Source organism: Pseudomonas sp. Tav-5-1A (genome assembly GCF_055755055.1).
This window is the reverse complement of sequence record NZ_CM146901.1, coordinates 5528897-5551978: the sequence shown is the minus strand read 5'-3', so window position 1 is coordinate 5551978 and position 23082 is coordinate 5528897. Positions and strand designations below refer to the sequence as shown.

Below are 23082 nucleotides of genomic sequence, written 5' to 3'. Positions count from 1 at the left end.
CGTGAACTCCAGCATTTTCTGGTACGACTACGAAACCACCGGCATCAACCCGCGCAGTGACCGCGCCCTGCAGGTCGCCGGTATTCGCACCGATGCCGACCTCAACGAGATCGACGAACCGATCAACCTCTATTGCCAGCCCAGCGACGATATCCTGCCGCACCCGGCTGCCTGCGTGATCACCGGTATCACCCCCCAGCGCCTGGCAGAACGTGGCCTGTGCGAGGCCGAGTTCATGACCCGGGTCAACGACCAGATGGCTCGCGCCGGCACCTGCAGCGCCGGCTATAACACCTTGCGCTTCGATGATGAAGTCACCCGCTACAGCCTCTACCGCAACTTCTTCGACCCCTACGCTCGGGAGTGGCAGGGTGGCAACACCCGCTGGGACCTGATCGATGTGGTGCGCACAGCCTATGCCCTGCGCCCCGAGGGCATCGTCTGGCCGCAGGTGGACGGGCGGGTCAGCATGAAGCTGGAGTTGCTGACCGCAGCCAACGGCATTGATCACGGCCAGGCCCACGATGCATTGTCCGACGTACGGGCCACTATTGCGCTTGCACGCCTGATTCGCGATCGACAACCTAAATTGTATAACTGGTTGTATCAGCTGCGCAGTAAAACCAAAGTGCTGGACCAGGTTCGCTTGTTACAGCCGTTGGTACATATTTCCGGACGTTTTTCCGCCGAGCGCAATTATTTGGGCGTGGTGCTGCCGTTGGCCTGGCACCCCCGTAATAAAAATGCGCTGATTGTCTGCGACCTGCATTTTGATCCACGGCCATTGTTGGACGAACCTGCGGAAGTTTTGCTTCAGCGCCTGTACACCCGCCGAGATGAAATGCCCGAAGGGCAATTGCCGGTGCCGCTGAAGCTGGTGCATGTCAATCGCTGCCCGGTGTTGGCGCCGTTGGCGGTAGTGCGCGAGGAAGATCGGCAACGCCTGCAATTGGATATGGCCCTTTATCTGCAACGCGCCGAGCAGTTGACTCTGGGGCAGGCACAATGGCGGGACAAACTCGCGAGCCTGTACGGCGAGGAAGCCTTCAGCACGGTGAGCGATCCGGAGCAACAGTTATACGATGGCTTTATCGGTGATCGTGACCGGCGCTTATGTGAGCGGGTGCGGACACTGGACCCGCATCAACTGGCGCTGGAAAACTGGATGTTCGATGATGAGCGGCTGCCCGAATTATTGTTCCGCTATCGAGCACGTAACTTCCCTGATACGTTGAACGAAGAAGAGCGCCAGGCGTGGGCAGACTTCTGCCGCCGGCGTTTGACCGATCAGTCATGGGGCGCGCCCAATACCCTCGAAGGCTTCGCCCAGGCCCTGGCGCAATGGCAGCCCCAGGCCACGCCGGCGCAGGCGCAGGTGCTGGCCCAGTGGCAAACCCACGTGGTTGGGTTGCAAGCACGGCTGGGCCTATAACACTTTGTTCCGGGCATAAAAAAACGCCAGCTATCAGCTGGCGTTTTTTTTATGCGAATCGAACGGCCCGGGCCGAATCAATTAGCCCAGCAGAGTTGCCCAGCCTTCGACGACGTCGCCGCCCCACTTGGCTTTCCACTCTTTCAGGGTCTTGTGGTTGCCACCTTTGGTTTCGATGACTTCACCGTTGTGCGGGTTTTTGTATTGCTTAACTTTACGAGCGCGCTTGGTGCCGGTGACTTTAACGGCGGCGCCACGTGGAGCCTTGTTCAGCTTGGCTTCAGGATCCAGCAGCGCGATGATGTCACGCAGGGATTTCTGATATTCGCCCATCAGGGTACGCAGTTTGCCTTCGAATTCCAGCTCGGTTTGCAGTTTGTCGTCTTGCGACAGGTTCTTCAAACGAGCTTGCAGTTCTTTGATGGCTTCTTCTGTGGCGCGGTATTCGTTGATCAGGGACATGAGCAGGACCTTGTGAATGCTGTGTGTCAGGGATACTTGGCTCAATAATAGTCATAGCTTTTGATCAAGTAAACATTAAAGCGCCGATGCCTTCACAAATGACGTTATTTTAATCGTGACCAATGGTAGCTATTTAAGTTTGAACGGTCAGTAATACGCCGATATCGCTGGCGATCGCGTCGGTGGCCAGGGGATAACCCTTATCGATGCAGGGATATGCAGGCGCCGGTAGCCTGCCGATGCAACGAATACTGCAGTTTCCTCGAGTGTCCGCTAGAATAGCCGCCTTTGCGAAGTCTTGGAGTTTTCCCTCATGCGCACTTTTCGGCTGGTTATCGCTTGCCCGGACCGCGTTGGCATTGTTGCCAAAGTCAGTAATTTCCTGGCTTCCCATAACGGCTGGATCAATGAAGCAAGCCACCACTCGGACGACCAGAGTGGCTGGTTCTTCATGCGTCACGAGATCCGTGCCGACACCCTGCCATTTGGCATAGAAGCTTTCCGCGAGGCGTTCGCGCCCATCGCCGAAGAGTTCTCCATGGTGTGGCGTATCACCGACACTGAACAGAAGAAGCGCGTGGTGCTGATGGCCAGCCGCGAGTCCCACTGCCTGGCTGACCTGCTGCACCGCTGGCACAGCGACGAGCTGGACTGCGAAATCGCCTGCGTGATCTCCAACCACGATGACCTGCGCAGCATGGTCGAGTGGCACGGCATTCCTTACTACCACGTGCCGGTGAACCCGCAGGACAAGCAGCCGGCGTTCGCCGAAGTGTCGCGCCTGGTCAACCATCACCAGGCCGACGTGGTGGTGCTGGCGCGCTACATGCAGATCCTGCCGCCGCAGCTGTGCCAGGAATACGCGCAGAAGGTCATCAACATTCACCACAGCTTCCTGCCGTCGTTCGTTGGCGCCAAGCCGTACCACCAGGCCTCCCTGCGCGGCGTGAAGCTGATCGGCGCCACTTGTCACTACGTGACCGAGGAACTGGACGCCGGGCCTATCATCGAACAGGACGTGGTGCGCGTCAGCCATAGCGACAGCATCGAGGACATGGTGCGGTTCGGCCGTGACGTCGAGAAGATGGTGCTGGCCCGTGGCCTGCGCTACCACCTGGAAGACCGCGTGCTGGTGCACGGCAACAAGACCGTGGTGTTCAACTGACCCTGGCTTGAGCAGCGAGGCAGCCCCATGAGCGACCCCCGCGACAAGGCGGCTGCCACGCCCCCGCCCACCCTGGGCGAGGGCTGCCTGGCCCGTTATGACCCCGACGCCCTGAGCGACGAGGACGGCACCGAGTTCCCCGGTGCCGAGGCCTTGTGGGAGCAAACCCACCCCGAACCCCCTTGAAAACCCCCGCATCCGCGCCGGACGCCACGTAGCAGCGGCCATAGGCCGCGTCTGCAAGCACCGCGCATGCCCAGGCACATCGGGGCGGTGCCAGACGCGGCCTGCGGCCGCTGCTACGTGGAATACATCAGGCCGCGTCTGCAGGCACCGCGCACGCCCAGGCACACCGCGGCGCTGCCGGACGCCGCCTGCGGCAGCTGCTACGGGGTTGGGCGGTGTTTGAGGCGGCGCAGCAGCGGGCCGCCGACCATGGTGGCGAACACCGGGCCGCCGGCAATCAGGTAAAAGTAATAGGTCACCACCCGCCAGATCAGGATCGCCGCCGCCGCGCTGGCCTTGCCCACCATAGGCGCCAGCAGCGCCGCCGAGGTCAGCTCGGCCGCGCCGGCCCCGCCGGGCAGCAGGCTGAATTGGCCGGCACTCAGCGACAGCATCTGGATCAGGAACGTCCACGCCCACTCTACGTCCGCCCCCAGCCCGCGCAACGCCAGGTACAGCACGCTGTAGCGCACGCCCCAGTGCAGGCAGGTCAACAGGAAGACCTTGGTCAGCACCGGCCGTGGCAGTTTGCAAGTGTCGGCGAAGGCCTCGAGGAAGCGCAGCAGCTTGCGCGCCCAGCGTCGGCGCTTGGCCACTCCCACGCCGAGGCGGCGCAGCACCTGGCCGTTGAGGCGAATGACCTGGCGGTGCCAGCGTACCAACGCCAGGCCCAGGGCCGCTGCGCCCAGCATCAGCAAGGCACTGAGGGTGAGCAGCCATTGCAGGCCATGGTTGAGGTGGTGAAACAGCGCGTAGAAAAATATCCCGGCCAGCGCGCACAGGAAGAAGGCCAGGTCGCTGAGCTGGTCCATGGCGAACACCGCGCTGGCCCGTGCCGGCCGCACGCCGAAGCGGCCCAGCAACGCCAGCAGCGTCAGCGGCCCGCCGCTGCCACCGGGGCTGGCGCAGATGGCGAACTCGGTGGCCATCACCGTGCCCAGGCAGCGCCGCAGGGTCAGTCGGTCCGCCAGGGCGCCCAGCAACAGGCGCAGGCGCAGGGCGTTGATGCACCAGCACAGGCCGATCATGGCGAACATGGCGGGCCACAACAGCGGCGGGAAGCGTTGCAGCCGTCCCAGCATCTCGGCACCGCCCAGCCACAGCGGGATCAGCACCGCGACCGCGATGGCTGCCGCCAGCCACAGCCAGCGTTTCATGCGGCGCGGCGGGCGACGGCCTGGCGTTGCACCCAGGCCAGCTTGGTCAACGGCTGGCGCCCCTGTTGCAGCAGGCGTTGCAGGGTGTCCAGCCAGTACTGTCGCGAATAATCATGACGCATGTCCACCGGGTGCAGGCCCAGGCGTATGCACGAAGCCTGCTGCCACTGCTGCTCGCGCCAGTCGCTGAGCACCTTGGACAGGCCGCGGCGCCAGGCGCTGCCGGCGCTCCACACCAGGCCCGGAGCCTGGATCTCGGTGAAATCGGGCAGCCGATACAGGTGTTGCGGACCACTGGTATAGCTCAGGGGCAGCCGTTGCAGCGCGCGGCGGGTGCCTTCGCTCATCAGCCACGCCGGGGCGACGAAGCCTGCGACCGGCCAGTCGTTGCGGGCGAACACTTCCAGGCCGGCTTCCAGGCGCATCAGCGCGTCGGCCTCCGACAGTTGGTAGAACTCGCCTTCCCAGGTGTACACCCGGCGCATGAAATACTCGCGCGGTGTGTGCGGCATGGGGCCGTCGTCGGCGTGGTAGAAGCCGTGCAACGCCAGTTCGTCGCCGCGGGCCAGGCGCAGGTCCATCATGCGCCGGAAGGCGGGGAAGTTGTGCAAGTGGTTGTGGTGATGGAAGTCCGGCACCACCAGCAGGGTCATGGGTATGTCGCCCAGGGCATCGACCGCGTCAACGAAGGGCTTGTAGTCTTCCCAGCTTTGCGGGGACACGTCGTGCAGCACCAGTAACACATCAGCCATGGCGAACCACCTTGCGGGCGCTGGTGCCAAGCACCGCGCGGTAATGTTCCAGGAGCCCGGCCACCACGGTGTCCCAGGCGTAATGCTGCTCGGCGTGCAGGCGCGCGCGACGGCCCAGGTCGCCACCCTGGGCGAACAAGTCGCGCACCGCATCGGCCATGGCGTGGGGGTCGTTGGCGCGGCACAACAGGCCGCAGTCCGGTTGCACGATTTCGGTGAACGCGCCGGCCGCGACCGCCACCACCGGGATGCCACTGGCCATGGCTTCGAGAATCACCAGGCCGAAGGTCTCCTGGTCGCCGGCATGCAGCAGCGCGTCGGCGCTGGCCAGCAGCCTTGCCAGCTCGTGGGCAGGGCGGAAGTTGTCCATCACCGTGACGTTGCGCGGCACGCTGGCCGGCATGTGCGAGCCCACCAGCAGCAGGTGGTACTTGGGACCCAGGCGCTTCATGCACTGCAGCAGCACCGGCAGGTTCTTTTCCTTGGAGCCGCGGCCGGCGAATATCAGCAGGCGCACGTCGTCGCCCAGGCCCAGTTCGGCGCGCAGGCCGGGGTCGCGGCACTGGGGGTTAAAGGTGGCGAGGTCGACGCCCAGGCGCTGCACATGCACATTGCCCACGCCCAGGCCCCGCAGCTTGTCGGCCATCACCTGGCTGGGCGCCAGCACCCGGTCGAAGTTGCCGTACAGCTTGCTGACGTAGGCCTCGACGTTGGGGGTGAACCAGTTGCCCATGCGGTTGCTCACCAGCAGCGGCAGATCGGAGTGGTAGAAGCCGATGACGGGCACGTCCAGCTGGCGTCGCGCGTCGAGGGCGGCCCAGGCGGTGAGGTAGGGATCACCCACCTCGATCAGGTCCGGTTGCAGGTCCTTGAGCACGTTGCGCCAGGGCGCCAGGCGCAGGGGGAAGCGGTAGCCATTGCCAAAGGGCAGGGCGGGGGCGGGCACCTGGTAGATGCCGTTGTCTTCATTCAAGGCCGGGCCGGGTATCAGCAGGCTGTGGCGAACCCCGGGCGTGACCATCAGGCGACGGTGTTTGGCATCAAGATAGGTTCTCACGCCACCGCTGGCGGGGGCGTAGAACATGGTGATGTCAGCGATATGCACGATCGGTATCCCTGCGCAGTGTCATTCCCTTAGGTTGACCGCTGGCAGGGACAGTTGTTTCATCCGCATGTGGGAGCTGGCTTGCCAGCGAGCTTTTGTGCCCGAACAGCTCGCTGGCAAGCCAGCTCCCACAGGTTTCAGGCTCAGATGCGGAAGCTGCCCACCAGTTGCTTGAGGCGGGTGGCCTGTTGTTCCAGGTCCGAGCAGGCGCGCAGGGTGGAGTGCAGGTTCTCGATGCCTTCCTGGTTGAGGGTGTTGATCTCGTTGATGTCCATGTTGATGGAGTCGACCACGGCGGTCTGTTCCTCGGTGGCGGTGGCCACCGACTGGTTCATGCCGTCGATCTCGCCGATGCGCACGGTCACGCTGCCCAGGCGCTCGCCGGCCTGGTTGGCGATGGACACGCTGTCCTGGCTGTGGCGCTGGCTTTCGCCCATGGTGCTCACCGAGGCGCGAGCGCCCACTTGCAGCTCCTCAATCATGGCCTGCACCTGCTGCGCCGATTCCTGCGTGCGGTGGGCCAGGTTGCGCACTTCATCGGCCACCACCGCGAAGCCGCGGCCGGCTTCACCGGCACGCGCGGCCTCAATGGCGGCGTTGAGCGCCAGCAGGTTGGTCTGCTGGGAGATGCTGGTGATCACCTCCAGGATCTGGCCGATGTTCACGGTCTTGCTGTTCAGCGTCTCGATGTGGCCGCTGGAGGTGCTGATCAGGTCCGACAGGCGGTTCATGGCCTGGATGCTGTTTTCCACCACTTGCTGGCCTTCCTCGGCCAGGCGCCGGGCGCTGGTGGCCTGTTGCGAGGCTTGCGCGGCGTTGTGGGCAATCTCCTGGGCGGCGGCGCCCAGCTGGTTGATCGCCGCGGCCACGCTGTTGGTGCGGTTGGATTGCTCGTCGGAGTTGAGCATCGACGAGTTCGAGGCCGCGACCACGCGCAGCGCCACTTCGTTGACCTGCTCAGTGGCCGACGACACCTCGCGGATCGAGCCGTGGATACGCTCGACGAAGCGGTTGAAGGCGCGGCCCAGCATGCCGAACTCGTCGTTGCCGTTGATCTGCAGGCGGCGGGTCAGGTCGCCTTCGCCTTCGGCGATGTTTTCCATGGCACGGATCATGGTGTGCAGCGGGCCCATCAGCACGCGGATCAGCATGCCCAGCAGGGCGATGATGATGACCACGGCCACCACGGTGGCGATCATCGCCGAGGTGCGGAATTGCGACAGCATGGCAAAAGCCTTGTCCTTGTCCACGGACAGGCCGATGTACCAGTTCACCGAGGGCAGGCCCTTGACCGGGGCGAAGGTGACGATGCGCGTCTTGCCGCCAATCTCCACTTCATGCAGGGCGCTGTCGAGCTTCAGGTCGCTGCCCGGTGCCATGTCGTTGAGGGTCTTCATCACCAGGTCGCGGTTGGGGTGTACCAGGATCTTGCCGTCGGCACTCACCAGGAACGCATGGCCCATGCCGCCGAAGTCCAGCGAGCGGATGATCTTGTCCATGGTGTCCAGGCTCAGGTCGCCGCCCACCACGCCCAGGTTGGCGTTGCCCTGGTTGGCCGCCTGCACGATGGAGATCACCAGCTTGCCGGTGCTCATGTCGATGTAGGGTTCGGTCAGCAGTGGGCCACTGGTCGCCAGGCCGCTTTTGTACCAGGGCCGTACGCGCGGGTCATAGCCAGCGGGCATGGTGGCTTCTGGCTTGTTATAGAAGTTGCCCTGGGGATCGCCCAGGTAAATATTGAGGAAGTTGTTGTTGAGCGTCGGTTGTTCCAGCACGCGGTTGACGTTGGCCGGCTCCGGGTTCAGGCGGATGTTTTCCACCACGTTCTGCACCAGCAGGATACGGCCGCCCAGCCAGTTGCTGATGTTGGTCGAAGTGACGTCGCCCATTTCATGCAGGTAGCTTTCCAGGTCCTTGCGGATCGCATTGCGTTGCAGGTAATCGTTATACAAGGTGAACAACGCAAAGGCGGCCAGCACGATAAGCGAGGCCGCGATGAGAATCTTGTGGCTGAATCTCAGGTTTTTATTCATGGGGGATACGATCCGCTAAGGTCTTAATTCGGGGCAGGTGGATTAAGCAGTGCCTTCATCCCTAAAAGGCGGGGCGAACGTTTTTTAAAGTTTGGGTCTTCCACCCGCTATATCGACTGCGGCGCGAGAAAACTTAAGCGAGGTGACGAAATGCCTGACGTTGCGCAATTGCTCATCGGGGCCGACCAGGCCGGCCAGCCCCTGGGCCAGGACCTGCGCCTGGCCAACCGTCACGGCCTGATCGCCGGCGCCACCGGCACCGGCAAGACCGTCACCTTGCAGCGCCTGGCCGAAGGTTTCAGCGACGCCGGGGTGGCGGTGTTCGCTGCCGACATCAAGGGCGACCTGTGCGGCCTGGGCGCGGCGGGTGCGCCCAGCGGCAAGATCGCCGAGCGCATCGCCGGCATGCCGTGGCTGCAGCATCGGCCCCAGGCCTACCCGGTGACCCTGTGGGATGTGCACGGCCACAGCGGCCACCCGCTGCGTACCACCTTGAGCGAGATGGGGCCGTTGTTGCTGGGCAGCCTGCTGGAACTCACCGACAGCCAGCAGGCGGCGCTGTACGCGGCGTTCAAGGTGGCCGACCGCGATGGCCTGCTGTTGCTGGACCTCAAGGATTTGAAAGCGCTGCTGGGTTACCTGCGCGACAACCCCCAGGTGCTGGGCGACGACAGCGCGCTGATGACCACCGGCTCCAGCCAGGCCCTGTTGCGGCGCCTGGCCACCCTGGAACAGCAAGGTGCCGAAGCGCTGTTCGGCGAGCCGGCGCTGCAACTGCAGGACCTGCTGGCACCGGCCGCCGATGGCCGCGGGCGCATCCACCTGCTGGACGCCAGCCGCCTGGTGCACGAGGCGCCAAAGGTCTACGCGACCTTCCTGCTGTGGCTGCTGGCCGAGTTGTTCGAGCAGCTGCCCGAGCGCGGCGACGCCGACAAGCCGCTGCTGGCGCTGTTCTTCGACGAAGCGCACCTGTTGTTTGCCGGCACCCCCAAGGCGCTGCAGGAGCGCCTGGAACAGGTGGTGCGGTTGATCCGCTCCAAGGGCGTGGGCGTGTACTTCGTTACCCAGTCGCCGGCCGACCTGCCGGACAACGTCCTGGCGCAGCTGGGCCTGCGCGTGCAGCACGGCCTGCGGGCGTTCACCGCCAAGGAGCAGAAGGCGCTGAAGGCGGTGGCCGATGGTTTTCGTCCCAACCCGGCGTTCGACAGCCTGGCGGTGCTGACCGAACTGGGCATCGGCGAAGCGCTGGTGGGCACCCTGCAGGACAAAGGCACCCCGGCCATGGTCCAGCGCGTGCTGGTGGCGCCGCCGCAGTCGCGCATCGGGCCGTTGAGCGAAGCGGAGCGCGCGGCCATTATCGCCGCCTCGCCGCTGGCGGGGCGTTATGACCAGCCCATCGACCGGGAATCGGCCTATGAAATGCTGCTGGCACGCAAGGCGCCGGCGCCCCAGGAAGCGGCGCCCACAGAGCCGAGCCTGGCGGACAAGGCCGGGGAACTGCTGGGCGGGGTAGCGGGGCAGGCGTTGAAGTCGGCCATGCGCCAGGCGGCGAACCAGCTGGGGCGCGAGTTGGTGCGGGGGCTGATGGGGTCGTTGTTGGGCGGCAAGAAGCGCCGGTGAGCGTGATGTTCGCTGTAGCAGCGGCCGCAGGCCGCGTCCAAGGCGCCGCGCTTTCCCCGGCACGCCGCAGCGAAACCGGACGCAGCCTTCGGCAGCTGCTACGGGTTTGCTTCAGGCATGAAAAAGGCGCCCCGGGGCGCCTTTTTCAACAGCGGTGGTTTTACGCCACGACTTTCGACGACAGCCAGAACAGCCCGGCCGCCAGCGCCATCGACGCCGGCAGGGTCAGCACCCAGGCCAGCATGATGGTCTTGATGGTGCCGCCCTGCAGGCCGCTCTTGTTCGCCACCATGGTGCCGGCCACGCCCGAGGACAGCACGTGGGTGGTCGACACCGGCAGCGCAAAGACGTTGGCCAGGCCAATCGACAGCGCCGCGGTGATCTGCGCCGACATGCCCTGGGCGTAGGTCATGCCCTGCTTGCCGATCTTCTCGCCGATGGTCAGCACCACGCGCTTCCAGCCGATCATGGTGCCCAGGCCCAGGGCCAGTGCCACTGCAACCACGACCCAGAAGGGCGCGTATTCGGTGGTGGTGGTCAGGTCCTTGCGCAGTTTCTCCAGGTCCGACTTCTCACGCGAATCCAGGGCCGGCAGCTTGCCGACCTGGCGCGCGGTGTCATCCAGGCACAGCAGGTAGCGGCGTACTTCGATGCGCTTCTCGGCGGGCAGGGTGTGGTAGTCGGACACGCCGTTGAGGGTGGTCATCAGCGCATTGATGGTCGGCTCGGTCTGCTGCGGCTCGCAGCGGAACTGGTCCGGCAGGTCGCCGCTCTGGGCCTTGCCCAGGGCCAGGTACTCGCCCAGGGTCGCTTCGTTGCGCTTGTAGAACTGGCTCAAGTGCACGGTGGCGTCGCGGGTGCGTTCGATCTGGTAGGTGGTGCTGCTCAGGTCCAGCACGAACTGCGCCGGCACGATGCCGATCAGCACCAGCATGATCAGGCCGATGCCTTTCTGGCCGTCGTTGGAACCGTGCACGAAGCTCACGGCCATGGCCGAGACCACCAGTACCAGGCGGTTCCAGAACGGCGGGTGCTTCTTGGAGTCGGTCCGTTTGCGCTCGTCAGGGGTCTTGTGCATGTTCGACAGCGGGCGCCAGGCCTTCAGCGCGATCAGCACCAGGGCGGCCAGGAAGAAGCCGACGATGGGCGAGACCACCAGCGAGGCGCCGATGTCGATTGCCTTCTGCCAGTTCACGCCCTTGCCCAGCGGGATGTGGTTGATCATGGCGTTGGCCAGGCCCACGCCCAGGATAGAACCGATCAGCGTGTGCGAGCTGGACGACGGAATGCCGAAGTACCAGGTGCCCAGGTTCCAGGCGATGGCGGCGGCCAGCAGCGAGAACACCATGGCCAGGCCCTGGCCGGTGTTGACGTTGATCAGCAGCTCGACCGGCAGCAGGTGAACGATTGCGTAGGCAACGCCCACGCCGCCAAACAACACCCCCAGGAAGTTGAAGGCGCCGGAAAAGAACACGGCCAGGTGTGGCGGCATGGCTTTGGTATAAATGACTGTAGCGACCGCGTTGGCGGTGTCATGAAAGCCATTGATGAACTCGAAAGCCAGGACAAAGGCGAGAGCGAAGAAAAGGCTCACCAGTACCCAGGCGTCGACTCCGTGGAATAAATCAATCATGAAGGTTTTCTGACCCGGTCATAAGGGGGCGCGATTATGCCAGAAAACCCCGGAAATCGATGCCCCTGCTGCTCACTGGTAACAAATTTCGACAATTTGGTCAGGTCGACCGAGCGCTTCCCGCCTGTGGCTACAGGCAGGGCGGGGCCGCTAAACAGCGGGCTTTGGCGGGAAAAACGCAACCTCGAGCGCCTGTTCAGGCACCCTCAAACGGGCGTATGAAATTTCCCTGTCACCCGATAGTCATCACTCGGTCATGATGCGTGCCGCACCGGGCACGCCATCAGAGTGCGATCAGGCGTCAAGGTTCCTCGCCTTTCAAATCCTTTTCGATTTTCTGGATTTCCTGGGCGAACGCCTGGTCGAGCAGGGTGGCCCGCTTGCGCCACGGCTTGCGTTCCGGCTCGGGCTGGGCGGCGTAAGTGGTGACTTCGCCACCGTAAACTTCCTTGTAACGTTGTTCCTGGCGCTCAAGTTCCGCGCGCAGTTCATCTTTCGTCACATTGTTACCTAATGGTCCGTTGTATTCCGGTGTTTGCGCACTGCCACGAGGGGCAGGCGGCCACGTCACCAGAACGGGGGCTGTCGTAGCAACAGTCTGGTTATTGGTCGAGGCCGGCAGTGGTGTGCCGGACATGCATGGGCGGGGTGGGGTGGCCCAGGCAAGGTGTTTGCCGCCGTGAACTAAACTATCACGAGGCTTACGGAAAATATTATAGCAACCCGTGCAGATAACACTATCGGCACGGTAACGACGTATCTGCAAGTTTCGTGTGTTTTTTGTTACGGCGATAAACAACGGTTTGAACAACAACGCTGTTGCAAGATGCCTTCGGGCATACCAGGGCAGCCGCAAGGAAAGAAAAACGGCCTTGCCTGGGCAAGGCCGTGCCTGGGACTTCTTTGGTGGGTACCTGACCAGTCTCTCCAAGAAGCCACATGGTGGCAGTGAAAAGGTATAAGCAACCCGTCGAATCGTCAATTGCGATTATCGGCCAATCGTTCGATAATCGCCCTTCGGGAGCGCTTTTTTCTCAGGCAGCGGTGCCCGTCGTACTGATTGACCATGCAAAGGACCCGGAATGAACGATCAACTGCGCAATTCATTCACTTCACTGGCCCCGCCCATCGTGGCGTCGCCGGCCAAGCGTATCCAGGCCTTCGCCGGCGATCCGGACTTCATGACCTCGCTGGCGCGCGGGCTTGCCGTGGTGCAGGCGTTCCAGGAGCGCAAGCGCCACCTGACCATCGCCCAGATCAGCCACCGCACCGAGATCCCTCGTGCAGCCGTGCGCCGCTGCCTGCACACGCTGATCAAGCTGGGCTATGCCACCACCGACGGGCGCACCTATTCGCTGCTGCCCAAGGTGCTGACCCTGGGCCACGCCTACCTGTCGTCCACGCCGCTGGCGGTTACCGCCCAGCCGTACCTGGACAGCATGAGCGAGCAACTGCACGAGGCCTGCAACATGGCTACCCTGGAAGGCGACGACATCCTTTATATCGCCCGTTCCGCCACCACCCAGCGGTTGATCTCGGTGGACCTGGCGGTGGGCGGGCGGCTGCCGGCCTACTGCACGTCCATGGGCCGCATCCTGCTGGCGGCACTGGACGACGTGACCCTCAAGGACTACCTCGACCACGTCGAGCTGCAGCCCAAGACCAGCCGCACCCTGACATCGCGCGAAGCGCTGCTCGAATGCCTGCAGCTGGTGCGCCAGCAGGGCTGGTGCATCGTCGACCAGGAACTGGAGCAGGGCCTGCGCTCCATCGCCGTGCCGGTGTACGACGCCTCGGGCCAGGTGCTGGCCGCGCTGAACGTCAGCACCCACGCCGGCCGTGCCAGCCGCACCGACCTTGAACAGCGCATCCTGCCGATCATGCTCAACGCCAGCCGCGGCCTCAGCGCGCAATTGTTCTCCTGAGCCACCCAGCGGTTGCTGTTCGATAAACGCACAGATCCACGTTTGTCGAATTGCGCCGCGCAGCGCTGCTGATTAATGTCGCCCGCACAGGTCGAGCCCGACTCGACCCTTCCAATAATAAAGTGCAGAGGTTGACCCCATGACTCCGATCCCCTTCGTGCGCCTGCGATCCCGCGGAGCCTGACCCCCTTTCAGCTATTCTTTTGAATATGCGGCCCCGTGCCTGCATACGTGCGCTTGCGCGTCTCTTGCGGAAATAAAAATAATGAATCGTCCCCAAACCGCTGTAGGGAACTGCCTCGATGTGCAGTCCTTCATCAACGCCCAGCCGCTGTCTCGCTACCAATGGCGAGTGGTCATCCTGTGCTTCCTGATTGTCTTCCTCGATGGCCTGGACACCGCCGCCATGGGCTTCATCGCCCCCGCACTGTCCCAGGACTGGGGCATCGACCGCGCCAGCCTCGGCCCGGTGATGAGCGCCGCGCTGATCGGCATGGTGTTCGGCGCCCTGGGCTCCGGCCCGCTGGCCGACCGCTTCGGCCGCAAGGTGGTGCTGGTCGGCGCGGTGCTGCTGTTCGGCGCCTTCAGCCTGGCGTCGGCCTACAGCGGTAACGTCGATCAACTGCTGGTGTTGCGTTTCCTCACCGGCCTGGGCCTGGGCGCCGGCATGCCCAACGCCACCACGCTGCTGTCCGAGTACACGCCCGAGCGCTTCCGCTCGCTGCTGGTCACCAGCATGTTCTGCGGCTTCAACCTGGGCATGGCCGGCGGCGGCTTCATTTCCGCCAAGCTGATCCCGGCCTACGGCTGGCACAGCCTGCTGCTGGTGGGCGGCCTGTTGCCGATCGTGCTGGGCGTGGTGCTGCTGGTGTGGCTGCCTGAATCGGCGCGCTTCCTGGTGGTGCGCAACCGTGGCACCGACCGCATCCGCAAGACCCTGGCGCCCATCGCCCCGGCGGTAGTGGCCGAGGCGGGCAGCTTCAGCGTGCCGGAACAGAAGACCGTGAAGGGCCGCAACGTGCTGGCGGTGATCTTCTCGGGCACCTACAGCGCCGGCACCCTGCTGCTGTGGCTGACCTATTTCATGGGCTTGGTGATTGTCTACCTGCTGACCAGTTGGCTGCCGACGCTGATGCGTGACAGCGGCGCCAGCATGGAGCAGGCCGCCTTCATCGGCGCGCTGTTCCAGTTCGGCGGCGTGCTCAGCGCCGTGGGCGTGGGCTGGGCCATGGACCGTTTCAACCCGCACAAGGTCATCGGCACCTTCTACCTGCTGGCCGGCGTGTTTGCCTACGCCGTGGGCCAGAGCCTGGGCCACATCACCGTGCTAGCGACCCTGGTGCTGGTGGCGGGCATGTGCGTGAACGGCGCGCAATCGGCGATGCCATCGCTGGCCGCGCGTTTCTACCCCACCCAGGGCCGCGCCACCGGCGTATCGTGGATGCTGGGCATCGGCCGCTTCGGCGCCATCCTGGGTGCCTGGATGGGCGCGACCCTGCTGGGCCTGGGCTGGAACTTCGAACAGGTGCTGACCGCGCTGGTGATCCCGGCGGCGCTGGCCACCACGGCCGTGGTCATCAAAGGCATGGTCAGCCACGCTGACGCGACCTGAGTGTTGATTCTTGTGGGAGCTGGCTTGCCAGCGAGCTTTTCGAGGCCCCAAAGCTCGCTGGCAAGCCAGCTCCCACAAAGTGCATAGCAAGGCAAGGATTGGTTCGGTGATCGCACACAAGGTCGATTATCGGATTGTTTCAACAAATTCGGCAGCTTACTCTGCTACCCATTCCGGCGTGCCCCTCGCGCCTTTTTTTATTCTGAGCTGCCACCGCTCACGGCCCGTTACCAGGAGAAGATTGATGCGTGAAGTATTCATCTGCGACGCGATTCGCACCCCCATCGGCCGTTTTGGCGGTGGCCTGTCCACCGTGCGTGCCGATGACCTGGCGGCTGCGCCCATCAAGGCCCTGATAGAACGCAACCCGCAAGTGGACTGGAACGCGGTGGACGAAGTGTTCCTGGGCTGCGCCAACCAGGCCGGCGAAGATAACCGCAACGTGGCGCGCATGGCGCTGCTGCTGGCCGGCCTGCCCGAGTCCATCCCCGGCGTTACCCTGAACCGCCTGTGCGCCTCGGGCATGGACGCCATCGGCACTGCCTTCCGCGCCATCGCCAGCGGCGAAATGGAGCTGGCCATCGCCGGCGGCGTCGAGTCCATGTCCCGCGCCCCGTTCGTGATGGGCAAGGCTGATGCGGCCTTCTCGCGCAACATGAAGCTGGAAGACACCACCATCGGCTGGCGCTTCATCAACCCGCTGATGAAGGCCCAGTACGGCGTGGACGCCATGCCTCAGACCGCCGACAACGTCGCCGACGACTACAAGGTGTCGCGCGCCGACCAGGACGCCTTCGCCGTGCGCAGCCAACAGCGCACCGCCGCCGCCCAGGCCGCCGGCTACTTCGCCGAGGAAATCGTGCCCGTGCGCGTTGCCCACAAGAAGGGCGAGACCATCGTCGACACCGACGAGCACCCACGCGCCGACACCACCCTGGAAACCCTGGCCAAGCTCAAGCCGGTCAACGGCCCGGACAAAACTGTCACCGCCGGCAACGCCTCGGGCGTCAACGACGGCGCCGCCGCGCTGATCCTGGCCTCGGCCGAAGCCGTGAAGAAGCACGGCCTCAAGCCACGTGCCCGGGTGCTCGGCATGGCCAGCGCCGGCGTTGCCCCGCGCGTCATGGGCATCGGCCCGGTGCCGGCGGTACGCAAGCTGATCGAGCGCCTGGGCGTGGCGGTCAACGATTTCGACGTCATCGAACTCAACGAAGCCTTCGCCAGCCAAGGTTTGGCAGTGATGCGCGAACTGGGCCTGGCCGACGACGCCCCACAGGTCAACCCCAACGGCGGCGCCATTGCCCTGGGCCACCCGCTGGGCATGAGCGGCGCGCGCATCGTCATGACCGCCTTGCACCAGCTGGAGAAAACCGGCGGCAAGAAAGGCCTGGCGACCATGTGCGTCGGCGTTGGCCAAGGCCTGGCACTGGCCATCGAACGCGTCTGATACAGAGCAGTCCGGTTACCCGAAACGCCCATCGGCCTCCACGCAAGGCCGCTGGGCTTTCGGGTAATTGTTTTGTTGAGGGAGGTTGTTACGGTATATGTCTTACCAGTACCAACCTTAACGAGTGATAAGAACATGACAACAACTCACTACACCGGCGAAGAGCGGAGCAAACGCATCTTTGCAATCGTCGGCGCTTCCTCGGGCAACCTGGTCGAATGGTTCGACTTCTACGTGTATGCCTTCTGCGCGATTTACTTCGCACCGCATTTCTTCCCGTCCGCCGATGCCACCGTGCAGTTGCTCAACACCGCAGGCGTGTTCGCGGCCGGCTTCCTGATGCGCCCCATCGGCGGCTGGATCTTTGGCCGCGTGGCCGACCGCCACGGCCGCAAGAACTCCATGATGATCTCGGTGCTGATGATGTGCGCCGGTTCGCTGGTGATCGCCTGCCTGCCAGGCTATGAAAGCATCGGCCTGTGGGCCCCGGCCCTGCTGCTGTTGGCGCGCCTGTTCCAGGGCCTGTCGGTGGGCGGCGAATACGGCACCACCGCTACCTATATGAGTGAAGTGGCCCTGCGTGGCCAGCGTGGCTTCTTCGCCTCGTTCCAGTACGTGACCCTGATCGGCGGCCAATTGTTGGCCGTGCTGGTAGTGGTGATTTTGCAGCAAGTGCTCAGCGAGGACGAACTGCGTGCCTGGGGCTGGCGCATTCCGTTCGTGGTCGGCGCCATTGCCGCGGTGATCTCGCTGCTGCTGCGTCGCACCCTGAAGGAAACCACCAGCGCCGAGACCCGCAAGGACAAGGACGCCGGCAGCATCGTCGGGCTGTTCCGCAACCACACCCCGGCCTTCATCACCGTGCTGGGCTACACCGCCGGCGGCTCGCTGATCTTCTACACCTTCACCACCTACATGCAGAAGTACCTGGTGAACACCGCGGGCATGTCTGCCAAGACCTCCAGCTTCGTGATGACCGGTGCGCTGTTCTTCTATATGTGCATGCAGCCGCTGTTCGGCATGCTGGCCGACAAGATCGGCCGTCGCGCCTCGATGCTGTGGTTCGGTGCCTTGGGCACCTTGTTCACCCTGCCGATCCTGCTGGTGCTGAAGACCGTGACCAGCCCGTTCCTGGCGTTCGTGCTGATTACCCTGGCCCTGGCCATCGTCAGCTTCTACACCTCGATCAGCGGCCTGGTCAAAGCCGAGATGTTCCCGCCGCAGGTGCGCGCCCTGGGCGTGGGCCTGGCCTACGCCGTGGCCAACGCCATCTTTGGTGGTTCGGCGGAATTCGTCGCCCTGAGCTTCAAGACCGGCGGCAACGAAAACGCGTTCTATTGGTACGTGACGATCATGATGGCCATTGCCTTCCTGTTCAGCCTGCGCCTGCCCAAGCAGCCGTCGTACCTGCATCACGATCACTGATCCAGCCAGCGCGCGCCTGACACGGGCGCGCGCCTTTAAGGAAGGTTTATGAGCGAGAGACCGAGCAACCAACTGTTCGACGCCTACTTCAGCGCCGATGCCATGCGCGACATTTTCAGCGACCGTGGCCGCGTGCAAGGCATGCTGGATTTCGAAGCGGGCCTGGCCCGTGCCGAGGCCCGCGCCGGGGTGATTCCTGCTGAAGCGGTGGCGCCGATCGAGGCGGCCTGCCAGGCCTCTCGCTACGATTACCAGGCGCTGGGCCAGGCCATTTGCAGCGCCGGCAACTCGGCCATTCCGCTGGTGAAAATGCTCGGCAAGCAGATCGCCAGCCAGGCGCCGGAAGCCGAGCGCTACGTGCACCTGGGCGCCACCAGCCAGGACGTGATGGACACCGGCCTGGTGCTGCAATTGCGCGATGCGCTGCAGCTGCTGGAAGCCCGCCTGGCCACCCTGGGCGAATCCCTGGCGCGCCAGGCCGAGCGCTACAAGGCCACGCCACTGGCGGGCCGCACCTGGCTGCAACACGCCACGCCCGTGACCCTGGGCATGAAAATAGCCGGCTGGCTGGGTGCGGTCACCCGCAGCCGCCAACGCCTGCAAGAACTCAAGCCGCGCCTGCTGGTGCTGCAATTCGGCGGCGCTTCCGGCTCCCTGGCGGCACTGGGCGACAACGCCATGCCCGTGGCTGAAGCCCTGGCCCAAGAGCTGCAACTGACCCTGCCCGAGCAACCCTGGCACACCCAGCGCGACCGCCTGGTGGAGTTCGCCTCGGTGCTGGGCCTAGTCGCCGGCAGCCTGGGCAAGCTGGGCCGCGACGTCAGCCTGCTGATGCAGACCGAGGCCGCCGAAGTCTTCGAACCCTCGGCGCCGGGCAAGGGTGGCTCGTCGACCATGCCGCACAAGCGCAACCCGGTGGGCGCCGCCGTGCTGATCGGCGCCGCTACCCGCGTGCCGGGCCTGGTCTCCACCATGTTCGCCGCCATGCCCCAGGAGCACGAGCGCAGCCTGGGCCTGTGGCACGCCGAGTGGGACACCCTGCCGGAGATCTGCTGCCTGGTGGCCGGCGCCCTGGAGCAGGCGCAGCTGTTCGCCGACGGCCTGGAAGTGGACGCCGCGCGCATGCTCAAGAACCTCGACCTGACCCAGGGCCTGGTGCTGGCCGAAGCGGTCAGTATCGTCCTGGCCCAGCGCCTGGGCCGCGACGCCGCGCACCATCTGCTGGAGCAGTGCTGCAAGCGCGCCGTGGCCGAAAAGCGCCACCTGCGCGCCGTGCTCGGCGACGAGCCGAAGGTGACCGCCGAACTTTCCGCGGACGAGCTTGATCGTCTGCTCGACCCCGCGCACTACTTGGGCCAGGCACGAACCTGGGTCGAGCGTGCCGTGGCTGAACATTCCCGTTTTAGTGCCTGAGGAGAACCGTTGTGGGCAAGATTCAACTCGCTGATGGTGAACTGAACTACCAACTCGATGGCCCGGCTGACGCGCCGGTGCTGGTGATGTCCAACTCCCTGGGCACGTCCCTGGAAATGTGGGACACGCAGATCGCCGGCCTGACCCAGCAATTCCGCGTGTTGCGCTATGACACTCGCGGCCACGGCGGTTCCCTGGTTACCGAGGGCCCGTACAGCATCGAGCAACTGGGCGGCGACGTGATTGCCCTGCTGGACGCCCTGCACATCGAGCGCGCGCATTTCTGCGGCCTGTCCATGGGCGGCCTGATCGGCCAATGGCTGGGCATCAATGCCAGCGAGCGCCTGCACCGCCTGATCGTCTGCAACACCGCGGCCAAGATCGGCAACCCCGACGTGTGGAACCCGCGCATCGAAATGGTCCTGCGCGACGGCCAGGCGGCCATGGTCTCCCTGCGCGACGCTTCCATCGCGCGCTGGTTCACCCCTGACTACGCCGAAGCCAACCCGGCCGAAGCCAAGCGCATCACCGACATGCTGGCTGCCACCTCGCCCCAGGGCTACGCGGCCAACTGCGGCGCGGTGCGTGACGCCGACTTCCGCGAGCAACTGGGCGCCATCAAGGTGCCAACCCTGGTCATCGCCGGCACCGGCGACGCGGTCACCACCCCGGCCGACGGTCGCTTCCTGCAAGAACACATCAAGGGCGCCGAATACGCCGAGTTCTATGCGGCGCACCTGTCCAACGTGCAGGTTGGCGAACCCTTCACCCAGCGCGTGCTGGATTTCCTGCTGGCCAAACACTGATAGTCGAGGAGTCATCCGTGGACGAGAAAGAACGCTACAACGAAGGCATGAAAGTTCGCCGCGCGGTGCTGGGCGACGCCCACGTGGACCGCAGCCTGACCAACATCACTGAGTTCAACGGTGAGTTCCAGGAAATGATCACCCGCCACGCCTGGGGTGACATCTGGACTCGTCCGGGCCTGCCGCGCCACACTCGCAGCCTGATCACCATTGCCATGCTGATCGGCATGAACCGCAATGAAGAGTTGAAGCTGCACCTGCGTGCTGCGGCCAACAACGGCGTGACTCGCGCGGAGATCAAGGAAGTGCTGATGCAGAGCGCGATCTACTGCGGTATTCCGGCGGCTAATGCTACGTTCCACCTGGCGGAGTCGGTGTGGGATGAGTTGGGTGTTGAGTCGCGCGAATAAGCGCGGGGCTTGAAACAGCAGAAGGGCGATGAGCAATCATCGCCCTTTTTTATTTGCCACGGGCAGCCGCAGGACACGCTGTTTTTGATCTTGATCCCGTGAGGCCTTTGATCTTGATTGTGTGCCCCGTAAAGCGCCAGGGCCGACTGGAGGCGCCGAGCAAGCGGTCCGAGGCGGAGCCGAGGAAGACGGAACCGGAGACGCTTCTATTCCGGGCCGTCGTCCGCTTGATCGGCGCCGGAGGGAGGGGACCCGTAGCGAAGCGTAGGGACCAAGCAGGGGCAAGCCTTTTTTGGTTACTTTTTGAGGCGTTTGTCAAAAAGTGACCCGCCGTAAGGGCGGAAAGGTGATTCAGCTGCACTGTTGATAATGGATATGTTCACGATCCTGCTTTTGAGATTCTGAACATATCCATTTTCGCGGCGAGACCACCGACCGTTTCGGCCTTACGCCGACTCACTTTTTGGCAGTCGCCCCAAAAAGTAAGCAAAAAAGGCTTGCCCCTGCTTGGGCCCTCCGCTGCGCTACGGGTCCCCTCCTTCCGGCGCCGCTCAACGGGCAGACGGCACCCGCTATAGAAGCCTGCGGGTTACCGTCTCTTCGGCCTGCGGCCTCGGCCCTTCGGGCAGCCCGTTGATCGACGCCTCCAGTCGGCCCGGGCGCTTTACGGGGCATACGATCAAGATCAAGAGCCAGATCAAAAGCCAGATCAAAAGCCAGATCAAAAGCCAGATCAAAAGCCAGATCAAAAGCCAGATCAAAAGCCAAAGCAAAAGCCAAAGCAGGTCAACGGCAGGTCAACGGCAGGTCGGCGGCGGGGGAGATGTGGGGGAAGGGCAGAAACGCAACGTCGCCGCAGCCTGACGGCAGCGGCGACGCAGTTGCGGCGGGAGTTACAGGATGCTGATCGGGTACGACACGATCACGCGGTTCTCGTTGAACTGGCTGGTGCCATAGTCACGACGCATGGTCGAGTTGCGCCACCGCAGGTTCAGGTCTTTCAGGGTGCCTTCCTGGAAGGTGTAGGCAATTTCCGATTCGCGGCCCCACTCGCTGCCACCGTCGATGGTCGCGGTGTGGATGTTGTCACCGTGGATGTAGCGGTTCATCAGGGTCAGGCCCGGGACGCCGACGGCGGCGAAGTTGTAGTCATGGCGCAGCTGCCAGGACCGTTCCTGGGCGTTGTCATAGCTGGAGTTGTAGCTGTCGTTCGCCAGGGTGCCGCCGCTGGTGCCGTTGACGCGCATCCAGTTGCTGTCGCCGGTCAGTTTTTGCAGGCCGACGTAGAAGGTGCTGCCGCCATACTTGGCCGAGAGCATGGCCGAGTAGGTGTTGTTGTCCAGCTTGCCGTCCAGCGCGCTGCCGTCATCGGAGCCGTGGAAGTAGCCCAGGTTGGCCCCCAGGGTCCAGGCGCCCACCGGCTGCGAGTGGATCAGTTGCAGGTATTGCTGCTTGTAGATGTCTTCCAGTTGCGAGTACCAGGCGCCTACCAGGGTGCGCTTGTCGTTGAAGGTGTACTCGGCGCCGGCGAAGTTGAAGCGATCGGACTCGTGGCTGGTGTTGCCGGTCAGCTGCATGGGCAGCATGCTCGCGTCGTTGCGCGGGCTGTTGTCGCGGAACTGGCCACCGTACAGGGTCAGGTTGGTGATTTCCTTGGAGGTGATCTGCGCGCCGCGGAAGGTCTGTGGCAGCGAACGACCGTCGTCCGAGCGCAGGATCGGCAGCACCGGCATCCACTCGCCCACTTTCAGTTCGGTGTTGGAGATCTTGGCCTTCACTGCCACGCCCAGGCGCCCGAAGTTGTCGACCGCCTTGCCGCTGCTGTCCAGGGGCAGCAGCTGGGTGCCGCTGGTGCCGCCACCGCCGTCGAGTTTCTGCGAGTACAGGCCCAACACATCGACGCCGAAGCCGACCACGCCCTGGGTGAAGCCGGACTTGGCATCGAGGATGAAGTTTTGCGTCCACTCGGCCTGGGTGCCTTGTGGGGCCTTGTCGTCGGTGAAGTTGCGGCCGAAGTAGAAGTTGCGCAGGGTCAGGTTGACCTTGGCGTCTTCGACGAAGCCACCGGTGTCGTCTGCCATCACGGGCAGGGAAGAGCCGGCGATGGCCAGGGCGATCAAGCTGTGAGCGTAGGACGAGCGAGTGATGGCTTTCATTATTGTTCTGGTCTCTCTAATTATTGGCAACAGGGGGCCGTCGCGACGGTTGTTCAAGTCGTCGTGATTCATGCAGTTCTGGCGTTGCGGGTGGGTCAGCTGGAAAGCGGAGAGAGGGTGTGCATGGTGGCTTTACCTGTTGTTATTGTGTTTTTTGTGTTCGGGATCTGGCGATTCCTTCACCGGTCCTGTTGAGCGGATGGTGCTTGGTCGCAAGGGGTGAATCAATCTGTCGCACCTGAAACGGGGCGATAAACGAACACTAACTAACTTGTTAGTTCCGCACAACCCCCTTCATTTTTGT

General features: G+C 63.9%; 20 protein-coding genes. 12 read left to right on the top strand and 8 right to left on the bottom strand.

Annotated elements, in window-relative coordinates; translation table 11 throughout:
• Position 1 precedes the first annotated feature (1 nt).
• A complete protein-coding gene (gene sbcB / locus AC0J42_RS25520; RefSeq protein ID WP_473004396.1) occupies positions 2-1432 on the top strand; it encodes an exodeoxyribonuclease I in 1431 nt (476 codons plus the stop codon).
• 81 nt (positions 1433-1513) lie between these two features.
• Here the strand turns inward: sbcB and mvaT are convergent, their stop codons facing one another.
• Positions 1514-1894, bottom strand: a complete 381-nt coding sequence (gene mvaT, locus AC0J42_RS25515; protein WP_416426725.1) for a histone-like nucleoid-structuring protein MvaT — start codon at positions 1892-1894, stop codon at positions 1514-1516.
• Between the two features lie 313 nt (positions 1895-2207).
• Here mvaT and purU point away from each other — a divergent pair, with 313 nt between their 5' ends.
• Together purU and AC0J42_RS25505 are read left to right on the top strand one after the other, a co-directional pair.
• Positions 2208-3059 carry a formyltetrahydrofolate deformylase gene (purU, locus tag AC0J42_RS25510; RefSeq protein ID WP_416426723.1) on the top strand — a complete coding sequence of 284 codons (852 nt, stop codon included), beginning with the start codon at positions 2208-2210 and terminating at the stop codon, positions 3057-3059.
• Positions 3060-3086: 27 nt separating this feature from the next.
• Positions 3087-3245, top strand: coding sequence for a hypothetical protein (locus AC0J42_RS25505; RefSeq protein WP_416426722.1), 159 nt, complete (start codon positions 3087-3089; stop codon positions 3243-3245).
• A gap of 200 nt (positions 3246-3445) precedes the next feature.
• Here the strand turns inward: AC0J42_RS25505 and AC0J42_RS25500 are convergent, their stop codons facing one another.
• The 4 genes from AC0J42_RS25500 to AC0J42_RS25485 form a co-directional block, all read right to left on the bottom strand.
• The gene (locus AC0J42_RS25500; RefSeq protein WP_473004394.1) at positions 3446-4441 is read right to left on the bottom strand and encodes a lysylphosphatidylglycerol synthase transmembrane domain-containing protein; all 996 of its coding nucleotides are present in this window, start codon (positions 4439-4441) and stop codon (positions 3446-3448) included.
• Positions 4438-5193 carry a DUF2334 domain-containing protein gene (locus AC0J42_RS25495; protein WP_473004393.1) on the bottom strand — a complete coding sequence of 252 codons (756 nt, stop codon included), beginning with the start codon at positions 5191-5193 and terminating at the stop codon, positions 4438-4440. Before AC0J42_RS25495 ends, AC0J42_RS25500 begins: the two co-directional genes overlap by 4 nt.
• Entirely contained in the window at positions 5186-6307 is a 1122-nt protein-coding gene (locus tag AC0J42_RS25490) for a glycosyltransferase family 4 protein (RefSeq protein WP_473006904.1), read from the bottom strand. Before AC0J42_RS25490 ends, AC0J42_RS25495 begins: the two co-directional genes overlap by 8 nt.
• Positions 6308-6441: 134 nt before the next feature.
• Entirely contained in the window at positions 6442-8331 is a 1890-nt protein-coding gene (locus AC0J42_RS25485) for a methyl-accepting chemotaxis protein (protein ID WP_473004392.1), read from the bottom strand.
• Positions 8332-8481: 150 nt separating this feature from the next.
• On the opposite strand from AC0J42_RS25485, the gene AC0J42_RS25480 reads away from it, so the two are divergent.
• Complete coding sequence (locus AC0J42_RS25480) at positions 8482-9951, top strand: helicase HerA-like domain-containing protein (RefSeq protein WP_473004391.1); 1470 nt, start codon at positions 8482-8484, stop codon at positions 9949-9951.
• Positions 9952-10111: 160 nt separating this feature from the next.
• Here the strand turns inward: AC0J42_RS25480 and AC0J42_RS25475 are convergent, their stop codons facing one another.
• Both AC0J42_RS25475 and AC0J42_RS25470 read right to left on the bottom strand, forming a co-directional pair.
• On the bottom strand, positions 10112-11584 hold the full coding sequence (locus AC0J42_RS25475; RefSeq protein ID WP_416426717.1) for an inorganic phosphate transporter: 1473 nt from the start codon (positions 11582-11584) through the stop codon (positions 10112-10114).
• A gap of 301 nt (positions 11585-11885) precedes the next feature.
• Positions 11886-12086, bottom strand: coding sequence for a hypothetical protein (locus AC0J42_RS25470; protein ID WP_416427463.1), 201 nt, complete (start codon positions 12084-12086; stop codon positions 11886-11888).
• 580 nt (positions 12087-12666) lie between these two features.
• Here AC0J42_RS25470 and pcaR point away from each other — a divergent pair.
• From pcaR to AC0J42_RS25430, 8 genes are all read left to right on the top strand, one after another.
• Complete coding sequence (pcaR, locus tag AC0J42_RS25465) at positions 12667-13509, top strand: pca regulon transcriptional regulator PcaR (protein WP_416426716.1); 843 nt, start codon at positions 12667-12669, stop codon at positions 13507-13509.
• A 265-nt stretch (positions 13510-13774) separates the two neighbouring features.
• The gene (gene pcaK / locus AC0J42_RS25460) at positions 13775-15121 is read left to right on the top strand and encodes a 4-hydroxybenzoate transporter PcaK (protein WP_416426714.1); all 1347 of its coding nucleotides are present in this window, start codon (positions 13775-13777) and stop codon (positions 15119-15121) included.
• A 241-nt stretch (positions 15122-15362) separates the two neighbouring features.
• Entirely contained in the window at positions 15363-16568 is a 1206-nt protein-coding gene (pcaF, locus tag AC0J42_RS25455) for a 3-oxoadipyl-CoA thiolase (RefSeq protein WP_416426713.1), read from the top strand.
• A gap of 135 nt (positions 16569-16703) precedes the next feature.
• Entirely contained in the window at positions 16704-17993 is a 1290-nt protein-coding gene (locus AC0J42_RS25450) for an MFS family transporter (protein WP_473004389.1), read from the top strand.
• Positions 17994-18041: 48 nt separating this feature from the next.
• Positions 18042-19406, top strand: a complete 1365-nt coding sequence (locus tag AC0J42_RS25445; RefSeq protein WP_473004388.1) for a 3-carboxy-cis,cis-muconate cycloisomerase — start codon at positions 18042-18044, stop codon at positions 19404-19406.
• 11 nt (positions 19407-19417) lie between these two features.
• On the top strand, positions 19418-20212 hold the full coding sequence (gene pcaD, locus AC0J42_RS25440) for a 3-oxoadipate enol-lactonase (RefSeq protein WP_473004386.1): 795 nt from the start codon (positions 19418-19420) through the stop codon (positions 20210-20212).
• A 17-nt stretch (positions 20213-20229) separates the two neighbouring features.
• Entirely contained in the window at positions 20230-20622 is a 393-nt protein-coding gene (gene pcaC / locus AC0J42_RS25435) for a 4-carboxymuconolactone decarboxylase (RefSeq protein WP_027976947.1), read from the top strand.
• Positions 20623-21255: 633 nt separating this feature from the next.
• Positions 21256-21486 (top strand): hypothetical protein, encoded by a 231-nt coding sequence (locus AC0J42_RS25430; protein WP_473004385.1) that lies wholly within the window; start codon positions 21256-21258, stop codon positions 21484-21486.
• Positions 21487-21515: 29 nt separating this feature from the next.
• On the opposite strand, the gene AC0J42_RS25425 is transcribed toward AC0J42_RS25430, so the two are convergent.
• Positions 21516-22778: an OprD family porin gene (locus AC0J42_RS25425; RefSeq protein ID WP_416426707.1), complete on the bottom strand. Its 1263-nt coding sequence runs from the start codon at positions 22776-22778 to the stop codon at positions 21516-21518.
• Positions 22779-23082 lie beyond the last annotated feature (304 nt).

Bases quoted from the DNA above. Each gene is read 5' to 3' on its own strand.
- mvaT (WP_416426725.1), bottom strand. From the start codon at position 1,894: ATGTCCCTGATCAACGAATACCGCGCCACAGAAGAAGCCATCAAAGAA.
- purU (WP_416426723.1), top strand. From the start codon at position 2,208: ATGCGCACTTTTCGGCTGGTTATCGCTTGCCCGGACCGCGTTGGCATT.
- AC0J42_RS25505 (WP_416426722.1), top strand. From the start codon at position 3,087: ATGAGCGACCCCCGCGACAAGGCGGCTGCCACGCCCCCGCCCACCCTG.
- AC0J42_RS25500 (WP_473004394.1), bottom strand. From the start codon at position 4,441: ATGAAACGCTGGCTGTGGCTGGCGGCAGCCATCGCGGTCGCGGTGCTG.
- AC0J42_RS25495 (WP_473004393.1), bottom strand. From the start codon at position 5,193: ATGGCTGATGTGTTACTGGTGCTGCACGACGTGTCCCCGCAAAGCTGG.
- AC0J42_RS25485 (WP_473004392.1), bottom strand. From the start codon at position 8,331: ATGAATAAAAACCTGAGATTCAGCCACAAGATTCTCATCGCGGCCTCG.
- AC0J42_RS25480 (WP_473004391.1), top strand. From the start codon at position 8,482: ATGCCTGACGTTGCGCAATTGCTCATCGGGGCCGACCAGGCCGGCCAG.
- AC0J42_RS25475 (WP_416426717.1), bottom strand. From the start codon at position 11,584: ATGATTGATTTATTCCACGGAGTCGACGCCTGGGTACTGGTGAGCCTT.
- pcaR (WP_416426716.1), top strand. From the start codon at position 12,667: ATGAACGATCAACTGCGCAATTCATTCACTTCACTGGCCCCGCCCATC.
- pcaK (WP_416426714.1), top strand. From the start codon at position 13,775: ATGAATCGTCCCCAAACCGCTGTAGGGAACTGCCTCGATGTGCAGTCC.
- AC0J42_RS25450 (WP_473004389.1), top strand. From the start codon at position 16,704: ATGACAACAACTCACTACACCGGCGAAGAGCGGAGCAAACGCATCTTT.
- AC0J42_RS25445 (WP_473004388.1), top strand. From the start codon at position 18,042: ATGAGCGAGAGACCGAGCAACCAACTGTTCGACGCCTACTTCAGCGCC.
- AC0J42_RS25425 (WP_416426707.1), bottom strand. From the start codon at position 22,778: ATGAAAGCCATCACTCGCTCGTCCTACGCTCACAGCTTGATCGCCCTG.